The sequence below is a fragment of the Pseudonocardia sp. CA-142604 genome (assembly GCF_050948475.1).
In the GTDB taxonomy this organism is placed as follows: Bacteria; Actinomycetota; Actinomycetes; order Mycobacteriales; family Pseudonocardiaceae; genus Pseudonocardia; species Pseudonocardia alaniniphila.
Genome location: NZ_CP192045.1, coordinates 1469430 through 1486656 on the forward strand (window position 1 = coordinate 1469430; position 17227 = coordinate 1486656).

13 protein-coding genes are annotated in these 17227 nt (G+C 70.9%); 3 read left to right on the plus strand and 10 right to left on the minus strand.

From position 1 onward, the window contains the following. Window positions 1-103: 103 nt before the first annotated feature. The 5 genes from ACQPZQ_RS06770 to ACQPZQ_RS06790 all read right to left on the minus strand — a co-directional run bounded on the left by ACQPZQ_RS06770 (window position 104) and on the right by ACQPZQ_RS06790 (window position 5283). A complete protein-coding gene (locus ACQPZQ_RS06770; protein ID WP_433293123.1) occupies window positions 104-583 on the minus strand; it encodes a MarR family winged helix-turn-helix transcriptional regulator in 480 nt (159 codons plus the stop codon). A gap of 245 nt (window positions 584-828) precedes the next feature. Beyond that, entirely contained in the window at window positions 829-2373 is a 1545-nt protein-coding gene (locus ACQPZQ_RS06775) for an amidase (protein WP_433293125.1), read from the minus strand. A 98-nt stretch (window positions 2374-2471) separates the two neighbouring features. Next, window positions 2472-3902: a substrate-binding protein gene (locus tag ACQPZQ_RS06780; protein ID WP_433293127.1), complete on the minus strand. Its 1431-nt coding sequence runs from the start codon at window positions 3900-3902 to the stop codon at window positions 2472-2474. Next, complete coding sequence (locus ACQPZQ_RS06785; RefSeq protein ID WP_433293129.1) at window positions 3902-4321, minus strand: ArsR/SmtB family transcription factor; 420 nt, start codon at window positions 4319-4321, stop codon at window positions 3902-3904. Before ACQPZQ_RS06785 ends, ACQPZQ_RS06780 begins: the two co-directional genes overlap by 1 nt. Before the next feature lie 62 nt (window positions 4322-4383). Further along, complete coding sequence (locus ACQPZQ_RS06790; RefSeq protein WP_433293131.1) at window positions 4384-5283, minus strand: helix-turn-helix transcriptional regulator; 900 nt, start codon at window positions 5281-5283, stop codon at window positions 4384-4386. 101 nt (window positions 5284-5384) lie between these two features. Here ACQPZQ_RS06790 and ACQPZQ_RS06795 point away from each other — a divergent pair, with 101 nt between their 5' ends. Continuing rightward, on the plus strand, window positions 5385-6131 hold the full coding sequence (locus ACQPZQ_RS06795; RefSeq protein WP_433293133.1) for an SDR family NAD(P)-dependent oxidoreductase: 747 nt from the start codon (window positions 5385-5387) through the stop codon (window positions 6129-6131). 20 nt (window positions 6132-6151) lie between these two features. On the opposite strand, the gene ACQPZQ_RS06800 is transcribed toward ACQPZQ_RS06795, so the two are convergent. The 3 genes from ACQPZQ_RS06800 to ACQPZQ_RS06810 all read right to left on the minus strand — a co-directional run bounded on the left by ACQPZQ_RS06800 (window position 6152) and on the right by ACQPZQ_RS06810 (window position 9127). Beyond that, window positions 6152-7435 (minus strand): VOC family protein, encoded by a 1284-nt coding sequence (locus tag ACQPZQ_RS06800; RefSeq protein ID WP_433293135.1) that lies wholly within the window; start codon window positions 7433-7435, stop codon window positions 6152-6154. Next, window positions 7432-7965 (minus strand): RNA polymerase sigma factor, encoded by a 534-nt coding sequence (locus ACQPZQ_RS06805; RefSeq protein WP_433293137.1) that lies wholly within the window; start codon window positions 7963-7965, stop codon window positions 7432-7434. The genes ACQPZQ_RS06800 and ACQPZQ_RS06805 overlap by 4 nt, the downstream gene beginning before the upstream one ends. Window positions 7966-8065: 100 nt before the next feature. Then, window positions 8066-9127 (minus strand): alpha/beta fold hydrolase, encoded by a 1062-nt coding sequence (locus ACQPZQ_RS06810; RefSeq protein WP_433293139.1) that lies wholly within the window; start codon window positions 9125-9127, stop codon window positions 8066-8068. 121 nt (window positions 9128-9248) lie between these two features. Between ACQPZQ_RS06810 and ACQPZQ_RS06815 the strand changes: the two genes are divergently transcribed. Continuing rightward, window positions 9249-10295 (plus strand): D-2-hydroxyacid dehydrogenase, encoded by a 1047-nt coding sequence (locus tag ACQPZQ_RS06815; RefSeq protein ID WP_433293141.1) that lies wholly within the window; start codon window positions 9249-9251, stop codon window positions 10293-10295. Between the two features lie 333 nt (window positions 10296-10628). Further along, a complete protein-coding gene (locus ACQPZQ_RS06820; RefSeq protein ID WP_433293143.1) occupies window positions 10629-12158 on the plus strand; it encodes an alpha/beta hydrolase in 1530 nt (509 codons plus the stop codon). Window positions 12159-13949: 1791 nt separating this feature from the next. Here the strand turns inward: ACQPZQ_RS06820 and boxB are convergent. Both boxB and boxC read right to left on the minus strand, forming a co-directional pair. Next, window positions 13950-15362 carry a benzoyl-CoA 2,3-epoxidase subunit BoxB gene (gene boxB, locus ACQPZQ_RS06825; RefSeq protein WP_433293145.1) on the minus strand — a complete coding sequence of 471 codons (1413 nt, stop codon included), beginning with the start codon at window positions 15360-15362 and terminating at the stop codon, window positions 13950-13952. A 14-nt stretch (window positions 15363-15376) separates the two neighbouring features. Continuing rightward, window positions 15377-17074: a 2,3-epoxybenzoyl-CoA dihydrolase gene (gene boxC, locus ACQPZQ_RS06830; protein ID WP_433293147.1), complete on the minus strand. Its 1698-nt coding sequence runs from the start codon at window positions 17072-17074 to the stop codon at window positions 15377-15379. Window positions 17075-17227 lie beyond the last annotated feature (153 nt).

Genomic DNA, 17227 nt, shown 5'->3' on the forward strand with positions numbered 1-17227 from the left:
CACTGGAGGCGGAGGTGATGAGGGTGTCGTTCGTTCAGGGCCACGCCCGGAGCACCGGATGGGTGGTCGCCCACGTCCGGCGCCCCAACCGGGCCGAGGACGGTCAGCTCCCGCTGCTCACTGTGGTGCCGCTCCCGCCGTCCCGCGAGCCGGACGAGAGGCCCGGGGCGCACAGCTCCGCGAGGAAGTCGGCGATCACCTGCAGCTGAGCTGCGTCCCGGCGACGCAGCACGGCGTCGAGATGCTCGCTGTGGGCCCGGTGGTGCTCCGCGAGGGTCTCCATCGCTTCGGGCACCGGGGTCACGAGCACCTTCCGCCGGTCGGTGGCGTCCCGAACGCGCCGCGCGTACCCGGCCTTCTCCAGCCGGTCGAGCACCCCTGTCACGGTGCCGGTGGTCAGCCCGCTCAGCTCGGCGAGACGGCCCGCGGTGAGCGGACCGTGCACGCCCAGCAGGGCCACGAACTGGCAGTCGCTCCCCCCGAGGCCCACCTGCTGGGCAACGGCCTGGGTGCGTAGCACGACGTCGGCGATGAACCGCCACATCGATATGTCGATTTCCGACCGCAGCTCGTCGGAATCCACGTCGCCTCCTCGACTCTGTCGCGCGGGAGATCGAGAACTGTGCTGCGACGAGATGCTCGCCTGTCCACGTGGGGATCCAGGTAAGGACCCGACCCCGAGACAGGGTATGCCCGCGGTGCGGTGGCCGGCTGGCGGCGACAGCGGTGCGTGCACAGGCGGCGGCACGCAGCAGCCGACGCCTTGACGAGGCGGCGGACCCACCCGGAGGGGGACGGGTGGGTCCGCCGCAGGCTCAGGGGACGGTGCTAGGCGCCCGCCACCGCAACGGTCGTCGGGGCCGGGAAGCCCCCGACCGCCTGCTCGAACGTGTGGGCCACGCGCAGCACGGTGGCGTCGTCGAACCGCTTCCCGATGATCATCATCCCGGTCGGGAGGCCGTTCGCCATCCCGGCGGGCACGTTGCACGCGGGGTGCCCGGACACGTCCGTGGGAGCGGTGTTGGCCACCATCTCCAGGCCCCGGGCGATCACTTCCTCGCGGGGGGCGTCGTCGGCCGGGATGACCGAGGCCTGGATCGGTGTGGTCGGCATGACCAGCACGTCGAAACGCGACAGCGCCTCGTCGTAGGCCGCTTGCAGGTGCGAGGTCAGGTTGCGGGCCATCGCGTAGTGCTTGCCCCGGTAGCGGTCGAGCGAGTACCGGCCCGAGAGCAACACGAGCTTGACCGTCTCGGAGAACTCGCTGCCGTCCTCACGCCACTTGTTGCCGTAGAACTCCATCAGCTCGGGGTCGTAGAGGCCCTGCCAGTTCAGCCCGTAGCCGTTGGCGTCGACCATCTGCGCCGTGGCGCCCTCGATGGAGATGACGTCCCAGAGCTTGAGCCCATGTGCGTGCCAGGGGATCGAGACGTCCTCGGCCGTGAGGCCGGCCTCGCGCAGGGTCTCGACGGCCTCGCGGACGGCGTCGTCGACGTCCGGGTCGGAGTTCGGGTGCCCGAAGCCCTCGCTGACCACGCCGACACGCAGTCCCTCCGCCGAGCGCTCGAGCGCGCCCACGTAGTCGTCGACGACGAGGTTGGCCGGCTGCCGAGGGTCGTACCCATCCACCCCGGCGATGACGCTCAGCACCAGTGCGGCGTCCGCCACCGTGCGCGTCATGGGGCCCACGTGGTCGATCGTCTGCTCGATCGGGAACGCGCCCGTGTACGGCACGAGGCCGTGGGTGGGCTTGTGCCCGACGATCCCGCTGAAAGATGCGGGCATGCGGATCGACCCGCCTTGGTCTCCGCCGGTGGCGAAGTCGACCGCACCGGAGGCGACAAGCGCCGCGCTACCGCTGGAAGACCCGCCACTGGACCGGGTCGGGTCCCACGGGTTGCGCACCGGTCCCGTGCGTGACGTGTGCGAACCGCCGGAGAAGCAGAGGTCCTCGCACACCGACTTGCCGGCGATCGTGGCGCCGGCATCGAGCATCCGGGAGACGATCGTGGCGTCCCGGCGCGGAACGAAGCCCTCCACGGTGGCGGAGCCGTTCATCATCGGCACCCCGGCCACCGCCGTGTTGTCCTTGACCGCCACCGTGCGCCCGGCCAGCGGACCCTCACCGCTTCCGGTCACCTCGCAGGTCACATACCAGGCACCCAGCGGGTTGTCCGCCGCCTCCGGACGCGTCCAGGCCCGCTCCGGAACCCCCGGCTCGACCTCGGCGTGCAGCCGCTCGACGACGTCCCACGACTGGAGCACGCCGTGCACCAGCGGGGTGAAGGACGCGACGTCGGTGTCGGTCAGACCCAGGCCGTAGCTCTCGGCGACCGTGGAGAGGATCGACGGATCAGGCGGCTGAACGGGCATCCGGGAATCTCCTCGCAGTCGGCAAACAACGCACCGTAACGAGGCGATACGGGACGCGTCAACGATCATTGGCGCGATGGCGAAGTTGTGATCGAACGTCAACCCGGGAGGCCTACGCGGAACCCGCCTCTCGTCGCCTCTGCCAGGAACATGCGCTGGCGCACCGTCTCCGGTCCGACGACCGCGACCTCACCGCGAGGGAAGGCGTCGCGGCTGCCGCGCAGCTCGCGAGCGATGTCTTCCAGGTCGTCGACAGCCGCGCGCCGGACTGCCTTGGCGTAGAGATGGATCGCCTCGTACACCGATTCCGTGATGCTCGAGACCGGCGGCGCGAACGGTCCGTACGCCGATCGGTACCGCTGCAGGAACGCCTCGTTGACGTCGCCGGGAAGCTCCTCGAAGTAGCCCGAGACCCCCCACATGCCGGCCGCGGCGTCGTCACCGATGCGCTCGCGGGTGGGCTCGTCGAGGGCGAGCGCGAGGGAGCGGCACCGGTCGCGGACGCCCATCGCGTGGCACTGCCGTTCGAAGTGCACCAGGTCGGCTCCCACGAAGGACGACAGGATGACGTCGGCGCCGGAGTTGAGGACGTCCTCGATGAGGGGCGCGAAGTCGCGCGTGCCCAGCGGGGCGAAGGTCTCTCCCACCACGGTGCCGCCGTCCTCGGCGAGCACCCGCCGAGCCGTGCTGTGCACCACCTGGGGCCACACATAGTCATTGCCCGCGAGGAACCACCGGCGCCCGCCCGCCACCTGCATGATCGGACGCGTCGCGGCCCGCAGTTGGCTCTCGGGGCGTTCCCCGAGCTGAACGCGCAGCGCGCCGCCGCTGCCGCCCTCGTTCATGACGGGCTGGACCATCAGCACGCCCGAGTCGCGCAGTTCGTCGGCGGCCCGGGAGAACGTGGCCGACGTCGTGCTCGCCATGATCACCCGGCAGCCCGCGTTCACGAGCCGCCACGCCTCGATCGTGCCGAGCCGGGGGTCGGTGGCATCGTCCCCGACCACCAGCCGCATCGGCCTGCCGTTGACGCCGCCCTCGGCGTTGATCTCGTCGACGGCCATCGCCGCGAGGTTCTCGGTGCCCGACGCGAACACGCTGGCCGGCCCGGACTTGCTCGTCAGCAGGCCCACGGGATGGGTGCCCTCGAGGGCGCCGTCGGGCACGGTGAACCCGCGGCGGCGCATCAGCCAGTGGAGACCGGCATCGTCGAGGTCGGCGATCAGGCGGACCCGGGTGCCGGCACCGTCGGGGTCGACGTGCACCCGTAGCCGCCCGCGCCACGGCTGGTCGTGCCGGATCTCGATGCGCGACGGCGCACGGACCGCGGAGATCCGGCCGAGGATCTCCACCGGGCCCGCGGCCACGCCGAACATCGGCGCCTGCAACGTGACGACCGCGCCGACGGCGACCCGGTCGCACACCGCGTCGAAGACCCAACCCGCGCCCGCGCCTGCGCCGAACAGCGCGAAAACCGCTTCCGGCGGCGCGTCGACGTGCTGTTCGGCGGTGAGCGCGAGCCGGCCCATCACATGGCTCGGCGGACGGACCCGTCGGGGTGGGCTGCGCCGGCGACCGGCCGGGACGCGGGCGCGGTCGCCGTGCCGGAGCGGGCGATGCTCACCCGGTCGGTGCTCGCCGCGGTGTTCTCGGCAGCGGCCTTCGTGGCGTCGAGCGATCCCTGGAACAGCTCGATCAGCAGCTGGATCACTTCCTGCGCAGGCCCGGTGGGGTCCACCGAGTAGTAGCGGAAGCGTCCGGTGCGGCGTTCGGCGATGAGCCCCGCGGTGCGCAGTACACGCAGGTGGCTGGAGACGGCCGTGCGGCCGACCCGGCTGATCTGATCGGACAGCTCACCCGCGCTGCACTCGTCGCGCTGGGAGAGCAGTGTGAGGATCTCGCGGCGAACCGGATCCGCGAGGGCGTCGAACGCCTCATCAGCAACCACCTCGGTCGTCCCTCCTGCTCATCGCTCGCCCTCGCTGCACACTGATTCACTCGCAGGCTCGCTCACTGCCGGCCCCCCTGAGTGATGTCCTGACCTTGTACAGGAGCTTGAGCGTAGCCCGTCGAGATGTGACCTACGTCTTGCAGACCGATCACACGGAGCAGTTGCAGCGCTTCGGCGGCCGGTGTGCCGGGTGCGGCGGAGTAGACCAGCAGCACCTGATCGTCGCCACGCACCTCGAGCACGTTGCAGTCCAGTTCCAGCGCGCCGAGTTCCGGGTGGTGGATCCGCTTCGTCTCACCGTGACGTTCGTCGAGCTCACGCAGGGTCCACAGTCGTTCGAAGTCGGCGCTCGCCGCTCGCAGGTCCGACACCAGGCGCTGCAGATCCGGGTCGGCGGGGTAACGGGCGGCGCATCGGCGCAGGTCGGCGACCAGGGCTCGATCGAGTCGCTCGCGCTCCCCGGCGTGGAACTCGACCCGGTGTGTCCCGGTGAATGCCTGCCTCGCGATGTTGCGCTGGGCAGGCGGGATCGACGACAGGTCCCCGAGCAGCGCGACCGCCATCGGGTTCCAGGCCAGAACGTCGCTCTTCGCGTCGAGGAGGAGGGCGGGGAGATCGGTGAAGCGGTCCATCAGCCGCAGCACACTCGGCCGGACGGCGCTGCGGATCCGGCCCGGCAGGGGCGGGGCGCTGCCGGCCAGGTGGAAGAGGTGGTCCCGCTCGGCGTCGGTGACCCGCAGCGCTCTGGCCAGCGCGGACAGCACCCCGTCGGACGGGCGCGGGCCGCGGCCCTGTTCGAGCCGTGTCAGGTAGTCGACCGACACGCCCGCGAGAGCGGCGACCTCCTCACGCCGCAGCCCCGGCGTGCGTCGGCGCAGCCCTGCCGGCACTCCCACGTCGGACGGGCGGAGCCGCTCGCGCCAGGTGCGAAGCGTGCTGCCGAACTCGGTGCGGTCCACAGGACGAGCATGGCGTACGTAGCGCCCTCGCAGCCTGGTACAAGCCGTCCCGGGCTGAGTCGGCCCTGGTAGGCGGCCCCGCCCCGCCGCACCGTCGAGGTATGACGGAAACGACGGGAACATCCGGGATGACGCCCATGGGCGGAACGACGATCGCGCTGGTGACCGGCGCGAACAAGGGCATCGGCCTGGCGACCGTGCGCCGGCTGGCAGAGCGCGGCTGGACGGTGCTGCTGGGGGCGCGCGACGCCCGGCGGGGGGCGGCCGCAGCCGCAGGCCTCGACGGTGACGTCACGGTGCTCCCGCTGGACGTCACCAGCGACGAGTCCGTGGCGAGCGCCGCGAAGGAGGTCGCGAGCCGCTACGGGCGGCTCGACGTGCTGGTGAACAACGCCGGGATCGTCGGGCCGCTGGTGTCGGCGCTGGACACCGGCGCCGAGGAGATGCTCGCCTGCTACGCGACGAACGTGTTCGGGCCGGTCCGCGTGACGAGGGCGTTCGTGCCGTTGCTTCGGCGCTCGGCCGCGCCGCGGATCGTGATGGTGTCGAGCGGGATGGGTTCGATGACCATCACCGGCGACCCGGAGCGGCTGGAGTCGCGGATCGTGGGGCTCACCTACCCGTCGTCCAAGGCGGCTCTCAACATGGTCATGAGCCAGTACGCGCGGGCGCTGCCGGAGTTCCGGATCAACGCCGCCGATCCCGGCTACACGGCCACGGACCTCAACGGCAACTCCGGCGTCCAGACCGTGGACGAGGGCAGCGACGCCGTCGTCGCGCTCGCGACCGTGGCGCCGGACGGCCCGACCGGCCGGTTCTTCGACCGCTCCGGCTCTCTGCCCTGGTAAGCAGCCCTTCTCGGGCCGGTTCAGCGCTCGACGAGCTGGAAGTGCCCACCCTGGTCGTCGCGGCACTCGGCCGCCCTCCCGAACCGGCGCTGCTCGGGCTCGGTGCTGGTGCCTCCAGACTCGCGCACGGAATCCACCGCGGCGGCGAGATCGGCAACGGCGAACGCGGGCACCACCGCCGCGTCTTCGGAGTGGCCGCCCCAGATCGAGGTGCGCGGCCGCGGCTCGTACCCCGCCGTTCGGACGTTCCACCCGTCCGGGACACGGGCGGGAACGAAACCCCAGTCGAGAACCGTGCCGTAGAACGCCCGCGCGCGCCGCGCGTCCGGCGTCCGCAACACGAGGTGGGCGATCGCGGGGCGGGCCTCGGATGCGGGGGCCGGGGCGGACGCACCCGTCCACAACGCGAAGGGCACGCCCATGTCGTCCACGCAGTCGGCGACGCGGCCGTGGGGCTCGTCGGCGGGCTCACCCGCCCTGCCACCGGCGGCCCGCACCACGGAGACGGCGGCGTCCACGTCGGGCACGGCGTAGCAGAGCATGGCGGTGGGCCGGGCGTGCCCGCCGGAGAGCCCCAGCCGGGCGCCCGCATTCGTCACCTGACGGTCCTGGGGTCCGTACCCGCGAGCCGTCACCCAGCCCAGCACGGCCTCGTAGAACCGCTCGGCCCGCTCGACGTCGTCTGTCCAGATCGAGGTGTAGACGACGTCTCCCGGCCGTGGCGCCGCAGCCGACGGGGCTTCACGCGACACCATCCACCGGTGGCCGGAGGGATCCCGCACCACGCCGCCGCGGCCGTGGGGAGAGTCGGCCACAGGACGCTCCAGCACGCCGCCCGCGGCGACCGCGCGATGCACCACCGCGTCCGGGTCGGCGACCTCGAGGCGCAGCGACTGGCTGGGGCCGCCGCGTGTGACCGGGGCCAGGAGATCCATCTCCGGGTACTCGTCGGCGAGCATCAGCACGCTGTCGCCGACCTCGATCTCGACGTGCCCGATGCGGCCGTCCGGCATCACGATCGGTTCGCCCCGCTCTGCGGCGCCGAACGCGTCGACATAGAAGTCGACGGCGGCGCGGGCGTCGGCGGCCGCGAGGTACGGCGTGATGGTGTGCTGAGACGGCGGCTGAGTGGGCGACCGGGAAGGCGCAGCCACATCGGTGGTCGTCGCCTCGGTGACGGACATGGGGGCTTCCCGTGGGGCGAGCAGGGCGTGCTCGACGCGGGCGCGCAGGCCACTGGCGAACTCCAGGTCGGGCGCTGCAGGAGCGTCGGGGATGCGGAGAGCGTCGAAGGCGTCGGTCATCGCGGGCCTTCCTTCTCGACTGCCGCGTAGCTGTGGCGGAACGCGCTCCGCGCGCGAACCAGCAGCGCTTCCGTGGCGTGCACGGTGCGGCCCAGGACCTGCGCGACATCGGGCACCGGCAGCCCGTCGAGGTAGCGCAGGGTGAGCGCGGCGCGGTGGGTGCTGGTCTGCGCGTCGAGCACCTCGTGGGCGAGCATCGCGTCGAGCCGCTCCTCCCACGGGTCGTCCACCGGGCCCGGCTCGGCCAGAGCCACGGTGATCTGCCCGCGATGTTCACGCTCGGCGGCGCGCCAGTGGTCGATCAGCTTGTGGCGGGCGATGCCGATGAGCCATGCCGTGGTGGGAGCCGGGGGCGGTTCACGCCGGCACGCGGCGACGGCGGCGAGGAAGGTCTCCGCCGTCAACTCCTCCGCGAGGGCCTGCCAGCCGCAGCGCGCCAGCAGGTAGCCGTAGACCTGAGGGAGCGCTACGTCGTAGAGGTCGAGCAGTACGGCACCGGCGTCCGGCCGGACCCTCTCGCCGCTGTGCACACCTCTTCATCGGCGCGCGGGCGCGCTCTCCGACGGTGGTTCACCCGATCCGACCAGCGAGCCGAGGCGACTCGCCGGTCGGAACGCGCGACTCGCGGCGTCAGGTGGACGTCAGGAACTCCGTGAACACCGCGAGCCACTTCTCGCGGGCGTCCAGATGCGGGGCGTGCCCGGACCCGTCGAAGAACTCGGTGCGGACCCTCCCGCCCGCCTGCGCGTAGCGCTCCAGCACCTCCCTGATCTGGCTCACCATCGGCTGCGGCGGGAACACGTCCGGCCCCGGCCAGTTCGGGACGGCCCCTGATGCGCCGAGCGTGCCCAGTTCCAGCGACGAGCCGTCGGCGACCACGAGATCGGCGCTGCCGTGCGTCCAGAGGACGGGAGGCTTGGGATCCAGGTCGACGATGCCCGCCCAGTTGCAGTACTTGGGGGACAGCGCGTTGAGGAGGCCCGACGTGCCGGGGGCCATCCCGGGCCAGTTCGGCGAGGTCGCGAGGTCCCCCGGGTAGTTGGCCTCGCCCGTCACCGTCTTGAGGATCTCGGCGACGAGCAGGTCCTCGCGCTCGGGCGACTCGCGATGGCCCGGTGCGACGTAGAAGGCGTTGAAGACGTTGCGGACGGAGAGCGGGCTCTCGTCCGAGTCGTCGCCGGCGGTGATGCGCCGCACGAGTTCGGGGTTGACGGTGCCGGCGCCGGTACCTGCGAAGTCGGGGAAGCAGGGTGTGCCGTCGGCTCGCACGCCGCCGTAGCCGTAGGGCGAAACGGGGTCGAGGAAGGTCAGCGACGCGACGGGCCGGTCCATCGCGTACCGGGCGATCGCCGCACCTGCGGTCGACCAGCCGACGAGATGCGGCGGCTCGTCGATTCCGAGGGCGCGGACCAGCGCGAACACGTCGTCCGCCCAGTCCGCGAGGCCACGGGTCGCGTCGACGGGAGCGGGCTCGGAGTCGCCGAAGCAGCGCATGTCCGGCGCGATCACCCGGTACTGCGGGAGCTCGGGCATCAGGTGCTCGAAGAAACGGCTGGTCGAGAGGTTTCCGTGCACCATCACGATCGGCGTGCCGTCGGCCGGGCCCGATTCGAGGTAGTGCATGCGGATGCGGTCGGTGTCGACGGTCGCGGAACGTACGCCGGGGAGCAGCGCCGTCGGTGGCAGGGTCATGCGCGGATGCTCTCGGGTGTCGGTCCGCCGGGCAAGGTCCGCAGCGGGGCCGCACGTCGTCGTGACAGGGTGTGTCACCGAAGCCGCGGACGGCAGCGGCGGTCGGAGCAGGAGGTGGCGGGTGGAGGATCGGCTCCGGGTCGCGGTGGCGACGCCCCTGAGCGAGGAGCTGTGCGGGCTGATCGAGCGTCTGGAGCCGCGCATCGACCTGGTGCGCGACCAGGAACTGCTCCCGCCGGTGCGCTACCCGGCCGACCACGCCGGCGATCCGTCGTTCGTCCGTACCCCGGAGCAGCGGGAGCGCTTCGAGAAGATGCTCGACGCGGCGGAGGCGCTCTACGGGATCCCGGACGACCGCCCCGCCGAGCTGCGCCGCGCCGTCGAGGCCAACCCGGGCCTGCGCTGGGTGCACACGATGGCCGCCGGGGGAGGCGCCCACGTGAAGGCGGCCGGCCTCACCCATGAGCAGCTCGACCGCGTCATCTTCACGACGTCGGCGGGTGTCCACGCGGCCCCGCTCACGGAGTTCGTGCTGCTCGGGCTGCTGGCGGGGGCGAAGAACCTGCCGAAGCTGCTCGTCGAGAAGGCCGCGCACCGGTGGGGCCGCTGGCCGGTGGCCCAGTTGAGGGAGCAGACGGTGCTGGTGGTCGGGCTCGGCGGGATCGGTAGCGAGGTCGCCAGGGTGCTCGCGGCGCTCGGCACGCGGGTGATCGGCACGAGCAGGCGCGGCGAACCCGTGGACGGTGTGGCCGAGCTGGTGCATCCCGACGAGCTGGCCGCAGTGGTCGGGCGGGTCGACGGCATCGTCGTCACCCTTCCCGGCACGGACGCCACCGAGAAGCTGGTGAGCGCCGACGTGCTCGCCGCCGTCCGGCCCGGCGTGACGATCGTCAACGTCGGCCGTGGCACGGTCATCGACGAGGACGCCCTGATCGACGGCCTGCGCGACGGGCGCATCGGCTTCGCGGCGCTCGACGTGTTCGCGGTGGAGCCGCTTGATGCGGCCAGCCCGCTGTGGGAGCTACCGAACGTGCTGATCAGCCCGCACACGGCCACCATCACCGCGGCGGAGGACCGGCGGATCGCCGAGCTCTTCGCGGAGAACGCCGGCCGGCTCCTCGACGGGCGCCCGCTGCGCAATGTGGTGAACACCGTCGAGTTCTACTAGCGGCGTCTGTACGGAGGAGCGCGACCGGCCAGGTGCGCATTGCCGCCCTCGCCGAGACGCAGATCACACTTTTGCCCGCGTGGGGCTGCCTGGGGCCCTTATGGACCCGTCTGTCCGGTGTGGAGGGCGGCGGGACACAGCGGGAAACCGTCGAGCGGTTCCACCTGTGGTCATCTGCCCTCGGCGGGCCGTGCCTCGGATTGAGGTTTGGGCGGCGATAGCGCAGAGTGACGTGTCGCTCGTAGGGGGATCTGTCGCTCGCATCGGGGCAGAAGTCGGAGGGCATGCGTGCGCAGAATTGTGACGATTGTTGCGGCAGCTGGGCTTGTGGCGGTGGGGGCCGCTGTCGCACCGGCGGGCCATCCGGCGCTCGCGCCGGCGGTGGCGCACGCCGCCGTGCAGACCAGCGCGGCCACGCCCGACTACACGCCACCACCGGTGGCATGGGCGCCGTGCGCCGCCGAACCGCTGAAGGCCGCGTCGGCGCAGTGCGGGACCGTCGAGGTGCCGCTCGACTACTCCGCACCGCAGAAGACGAAGATCAAGCTCGCGGTGTCGATGGTGAAGCACACCGTGCCCGACAACCAGTACCAGGGCGTCATGCTCGTCAACCCGGGCGGGCCGGGCGGTTCCGGCCTCGGGCTCTCGCTCCTCGGCGGCGCGGTGCCGCGCAACGTCGGTTCGAGCTACGACTGGATCGGCTTCGACCCGCGCGGTGTCGGGTCGAGCGAGCCCAGGTTGAGCTGCATCCCCGACTACGGCGGCTACAACCGGCCCGACTACGACCCCGACACGGGCACCGAGGCCGCCTGGCTGAAGCGCGCGCAGTCCTACGCCCAGGCCTGCAAGGCGAAGGGCGGCGCCCTCCTCAACCACCTCACCACCGTCGACACCATCAACGACATGGAGAGCATCCGGAAGGCGCTCGGCACCGACCAGATCAACTACTACGGCTTCTCCTACGGCACCTACATCGGCCAGGTGTACGCCACGATGTTCCCGGACCGGGTGCGCCGGATGGTGCTCGACGGCGTGGTCGACGAGCGGAACGTCTGGTACGAGGCGAACCTCAGCCAGGACGTCGCGTTCGACCGCAACGAGAAGATCTTCTTCGACTGGATCGCCAAGAACGACAACATCTACAAGCTCGGCAACAGCGGCGACGACGTCGAGAAACTCTTCTACTCGGAGAAGGACAAGCTGCGCCAGAAACCGGCCGGCGGTCAGATCGGGCCGGACGAGTTCACCGACCTCTTCCTCGGAGCGGGCTACGACGTCCGCAACTACGAGACCGTCGCGAGCGCGTTCTCACGCTGGGTGCACGACGGCGACGCCGGGGCGCTGAAGGCGGTCTACGACGGTTCGGGCTCGCCCACCGACGACAACAACTACGCCATCTACCTCGCGGTGCAGTGCACCGACGCGCCCTGGCCCACCGACTGGAACACCTGGCAGGACGACAACACGAAGGTGGCGGCCAAGGCGCCGTTCGAGGCCTGGGCAAACGCCTGGTACAACGCGCCCTGCGCCTTCTGGCCGGTCAAACCGGGAGCCGACAAGCCGGTGAAGATCGACGGCAGCAAGCTGAAGAACCTGCTGCTGGTCAGCGAGACGCTCGACGGTGCCACGCCCTACGAGGGCGCCCTCCAGGCCCGCCGCGAGTTCCCCAACTCCGCGCTGGTGGAAGGCACGGGCGGCACCACGCACGCGGCGTCGCTCTCGAGCGGCAACGACTGCGTGAACGACCACGTCGCCGACTACCTCGCCAACGGCACGCTGCCCAAGCGCAAGTCCGGCGACACCTCGGACGCGCAGTGCTCTCCGCTCCCGCAGCCGACCCCGACCGCACTGGCGGTCTCGTAACCGTCCGGCCCACCTGCGGGTGTCCGGTCCGTGGGGGTCGGACGCCTGCAGGCGACGGTGGGTGAGCAGCCCGCCGCCGCTCGATCCCCGGGTTTCTCCGAGGCGCCGACCGATGATCACCACGATCCTGCGGGCGGTTGCCCGGTGGCGTGATCATTGTTCGGGGAGCGGGAGCCGTGTTGGGGACGGCTGCGCGTCCCGAACTGGTGATCATGGCGCCGCTGCGGGCCGGCGCTGCGTGATGATCGTTGTTTCGGCCGCGGCAGCTGCGCTGGGCGTGGCTGCGTGTCCCCAAGTGGTGATCATGGTGAGGGCGGCCGCGGTGAGCGGGTGTGCGGGCCGTGGCTGCGCCGGGCTGCCGACTTCGACGGTGCCGACCGGCGATCCGGTCGAGCCCGCTGGCGGGTGCGGTGGCGTGATCGTTGTTTCGGGAGCGGGAGAGCCGTGCTGGGGACGGCCGCGCGTCCCGAACTGGTGATCTTGGTGCCGCTCCGGGGCCGGCGCCCCCTGGTGATCGTTGTTTGGGGAGCGGCAGCTGCGTCGGGCGCCGCTGCGTGTCCCCAAGTGGTGATCATGGTGGGGGCGGCCGTGGTGGGCGAGTGTGGGCGGTGGCGCGGCGGCCTGGGCTCGACGATGCCGACCGCTGGCCACCGCGACCCCGCGGGCGGCTGCGTGGTGGCGTGATCGTTGTTTGGGGAGCCGGAGCCGTGCTGGGGACGGCTGCGCGTCCCGAACCGGTGATCATGGTGCCGCTCCGGGGCCGGCGCCCCCTGGTGATCGTTGTTTGGGGAGCGGCAGCTGGCTCGGGTGCGGCTGCGTGTCCCCAAGCGGTGATCATGGTGGGGGCGGCCGTGGTGGGCGAGCGTGGGCGGTGGCGCGGCAGGCTGACCAGTCGGTGCCAACCGCTGGTCACCTCGACCCTGCGAGCGGGCTCCGCGGTGGCGTGATCATCGTTTGGGGAGCGGGAGCCGTGTTGGGGACGGCTGCGCGTCCCGAACTGGTGATCTTGGTGCCGGTGCGGGCCGGTGCTCTGCGGTGATCGTTGTTTGTGGAGCGGTAGCTGCGTCGGGTGCGGCTGTGTGTCCCCGACTGGTGATCATGATGGGCGAGCTGTGCGCCAACTGGTGATCTGGTGATCATGGTGGGGCGGCCGCGGTGGGCGAGTGTGGCGGTGGCGCGGCGGCTGACCAGTCGGTGCCAACCGCTGGTCACCTCGGCCCCGCGAGCGGGCTCCGCGGTGGAGTGATCATTGTTTGGGGAGCGGTAGCCGTGTTCGGCTCGGCTGCTCGTCCCGAACTGATGATCATGGTGCTGCTCAGGCTCGGCGCTGCGTGGTGATCGTTGTTCGGGACGCGGCAGCTGCGTCTGGCGCGGCTGTGTGCTCCCAACTGGTGATCATGATGGGGGCGGCCGCGGTGGGAGGGCATTCGGGCGGTGGCTGCGGCGGGCTGGCTTCGATGCGGGTGGGCAACCCCGCTTGATCCCGCGGGCGGGTTGCCCACCGGTGTGATCGTTGTTTTGGGAGCGGTAGCTGTGCTGGGGACGGCTGCGCGCCCCGAACTGGTGATCATGGCGCCGCTGCGGCCCTGCGCTGTGTGGTGATCGTTGTTCGAGCCGCGCCGGCTGTGTCAGGCGCGGCTGCGCGTCCCGAATTGATGATCACGTGCCCGCCCGGGGCCGGCGCCCCGTGGTGATCGTTGTTTCGGGCGCGGCAGCTGTGCTGGGTGCCCCTCCGCGTCCCCAGCCGGTGATCATGATGGGGACGGTGGAGGGCGTCTGACGGGCGCGGGCTCAGGGGAAGTGGACGTACTCGTACTCGAACGGCTTGTCGTTGATGCCGTGCGACGGCGGGGCGATCCAGCCCGCGATCTTGCCGGGCTCGTAGACCGGGCGCATGAGGGATCGGACGTGGGTCTTGTCGGCCTCGGTGGGCAGCCACCTGTCGCGGTTGGCCTCCCAGACGTCGGCGCCCACGAGATCGCCCTTGGGCGTGATGTGGTGCTCGGAGAACAGGCCGACGTCCCGGTTGAACCCGACGTGCGGCAGTGTCAGCCGCCGGTCGACGCCGCCCTGCTCGAGCACGCGGTTCCAGCGCTTGAGCCCGCTCTGGCAGTCGGAGATGTACTCGGTGCGCAGGTCGTTGTTGAGCGCCAGCAGCGCCGGGACCTCGTCCGAGGTGAGCTCGCCGTCGCGGACGAGCTGGATGTGGGCCGAATCCTCGGTGAGCACGTGGTCGTCCTTGCGCCGCTCCTCCTGCCAGCGTCCCTTGAGGCCCGCGGTGAAGTAGTTGGCGGCGTTGGTGGACTGCTCGGAGCCGAAGAGGTCGAGCGAGACCGAGTAGTGGAAGTTGATGTACTTCTGGATCACGTCGAGCGGGATGCCGCCGTGTGGGGCGATGTCCTCGGTGTCGTGCTCGCGCATCAGCTCGGCGCTGCGGGCCACGACGCGGTCGACACCCGTGGTGCCGACGAACATGTGGTGCGCCTCCTCCTTGAGCATGAACTCGCAGGTGCGCGACAGCGGGTCGAACGCCGACTCCTTCAGCGTGCCGAGCTGGTACTTCCCGTCCCGGTCGGTGAAGTAGGTGAACATGTAGAACGACAGCCAGTCCGGCGTCTCCTCGTTGAACGCGCCGAGGATCCGCGGGCTGTCGAGGTCGCCCGAGTTGCGCTGCAGCAGTGCCTCGGCCTCCTCACGGCCGTTGCGACCGAAGAAGGCGTGCAGCAGGTAGACCATCGCCCAGAGGTGGCGGCCCTCCTCCACGTTGACCTGGAAGAGGTTGCGCAGGTCGTACAGCGACGGCGCGGTTTCGCCGAGCCGTCGCTGCTGCTCCACCGAGGCGGGCTCGGTGTCGCCCTGGATGACGATCAGCCGCTGCAGGTCGGCGCGGTACTCGCCGGGGACCTGCTGCCAGACCGGCTCGCCCTTCTGCTCGCCGAACGCGATCCGCCGGTCGGCGTTGCGTTCGGCGAGGAAGACCCCCCACCGGTACTCCTCCATGGCGACGTGGTCGAAGTGGGCCCACCCCTCGCGGCCCACGGCGACCGCCGTACGGAGGTACACGTCTTCGGTCGGAACGGCCGGGCCCATCGTCTTCCACCAGTTGAGGAAGTTGGGCTGCCAGCTCTCCAGTGCGCGCTGGAGCTTGCGGTCGCCGGCCAGATCCACGTTGTTCGGGATCTTCTCGGAGTAGTCGATCGACATGATTCGCTCTGCTCTCAGACTCGCTTGCGGTCGAAGTCGGCCTTGCGTCCCGTGCCGTACCTACGCAACGCGCCGTCGGGGCCGGAGGCGTTGGGTCGAACGAAGATCCAGTTCTGCCACGCGGTGAGCCGCGAGAAGATGCGCGACTCCATGGTCTCCGGTCCGACGAACCGGTGGTTCGCCTCCATGCCGGTGAGCGCGTCGGGGGAGAGGGAGGCGCGCTCCTCCAGCATGATCCGGATCTCGTCCTCCCAGTCGATGTCGTCCGGGGCGTCGGTGACGAGGCCCAGCTCCATGGCCTCGACGGCCTCGATCCGGCGGCCGGTCTCCTGGTGCAGCTTGGCGACGTGGTCGTCATCGCCGTAGAAGCGGGACGCCAGACGGGACAGTCCGTTGCTCATCGGGAACGCGCCGAAGTTGCTCTCGCTCAGCACGATCTGCGCCGGCTCGCCCTCTTGGGCGTCCTCCTCGAGCAGACCCTCCAACATGTACTGCCGGTCGCAGGCGAGCGCCAGCTCCAGCAGCGCGCCGGCGAAGCACGAGCCGGGTTCGATCAGCGCGATCAGCGAGCGCGACGTGACGTCGAGACGCTTGAGCACGCGCTTGAAGTAGTGGCGGATCTCGTTGACCAGCCAGTCGTCGCGGGAGTGCTCCGCGATGACCCGTTCGAATGCGAGTGCGTGCTCGACGGCGCCTTTCGTGCGGATGATCCAGGTGCCGAGTTCCAGCTCGTTGGTGCGCAGCCGCAGGATGAGGTCGTCGAGCTCGCGGGTCATCGCGAGCGGCCAGAAGTCGGCGCCGAGCTCGTGCACTCGCGCGACGGTGTCGGGGACGTCCCCCTCCGGGCCGTGCACGGTGATCTCCACCAGGCCCTGTGACCGGTCGAAGCGGGCCTCGACGTGCTGGTAGCGGATGCCGTCGGTGGTCTCCTCGCGCTGCAGCGGGGTGAGGGATATGCCCTGCATGTCAGCGGGACGGGTGGAGCGGGCGGCCGCGGCGGTGGCCCGCTCGCGCACCGTCTCGTCCCACACCCGCTTCGGCACCACCTCGTCGACGAGCTTCCACTCGACAGCCTGCTTGCCGCGCACTCCTTCGGGCCGCGTCGCGAAGACGTCGGCGCGGTCCTTGCGAACCCGGCGCTTGTCGGTGACCCGGGTGAGCCCGCCGGTGCCGGGCAGTACACCGAGCAGCGGCACCTCCGGCAGCGACACCGCGGACGAGTTGTCGTCGATCAGCAGGATCTGCTCGCACGCCAGAGCGAGCTCGTAGCCCCCACCCGCGGCGGTGCCGTTGACGGCCGCGAGGTACGTCTGGCCGGAGTTGGCTGTGGCGTCCTCCATGCCGTTGCGGGTCTCGTTGGTGAACTTGCAGAAGTTCACCTTCCACGGGTGCGAGCTCTGGGCGAGCATCCGGATGTTCGCGCCCGCACAGAAGTTGCGGTCCTTCGCGCTGGTGAGGACCACGGCCCGGACCTGCGGGTGCTCGAAGCGCAACCGCTGCGTGGCGTCGTAGAGCTCGATGTCCACGCCGAGGTCGTAGCTGTTCATCTTCAGCTCGTAGCCCGGGACGATGCCGCCCGCCTCGTCGATGTCGAGGCGGAGGTAGGCGATCTCCCCGTCGATGTCGAGGCTCCAGTGCCGGTACGACGCAGGCTCGGTGTCGAACGAGACCGCCGGGATCGCGGCCTGGTCGGGATCTGCGGTGGTCGTCATCGGCTCCTCCGTGGGTCGCCCAACACTCTACAACATCAACGCTCGACGGGCCATGTGTGTAGAACTTTGAGAGCCTTACCCGGCGCAAGCGCTTGCAGTAACGTGCAGTGCGCGGCGGGTCCCGACCGCCGCATCGCAACGGTGCGAGCAGGG

Bases quoted from the DNA above. Each gene is read 5' to 3' on its own strand.
- boxB (WP_433293145.1), bottom strand. From the start codon at position 15,362: ATGTCGATCGACTACTCCGAGAAGATCCCGAACAACGTGGATCTGGCC.
- boxC (WP_433293147.1), bottom strand. From the start codon at position 17,074: ATGACGACCACCGCAGATCCCGACCAGGCCGCGATCCCGGCGGTCTCG.
- ACQPZQ_RS06800 (WP_433293135.1), bottom strand. From the start codon at position 7,435: ATGACCGACGCCTTCGACGCTCTCCGCATCCCCGACGCTCCTGCAGCG.
- ACQPZQ_RS06775 (WP_433293125.1), bottom strand. From the start codon at position 2,373: ATGCCCGTTCAGCCGCCTGATCCGTCGATCCTCTCCACGGTCGCCGAG.
- ACQPZQ_RS06795 (WP_433293133.1), top strand. From the start codon at position 5,385: ATGACGGAAACGACGGGAACATCCGGGATGACGCCCATGGGCGGAACG.
- ACQPZQ_RS06810 (WP_433293139.1), bottom strand. From the start codon at position 9,127: ATGACCCTGCCACCGACGGCGCTGCTCCCCGGCGTACGTTCCGCGACC.
- ACQPZQ_RS06780 (WP_433293127.1), bottom strand. From the start codon at position 3,902: ATGGGCCGGCTCGCGCTCACCGCCGAACAGCACGTCGACGCGCCGCCG.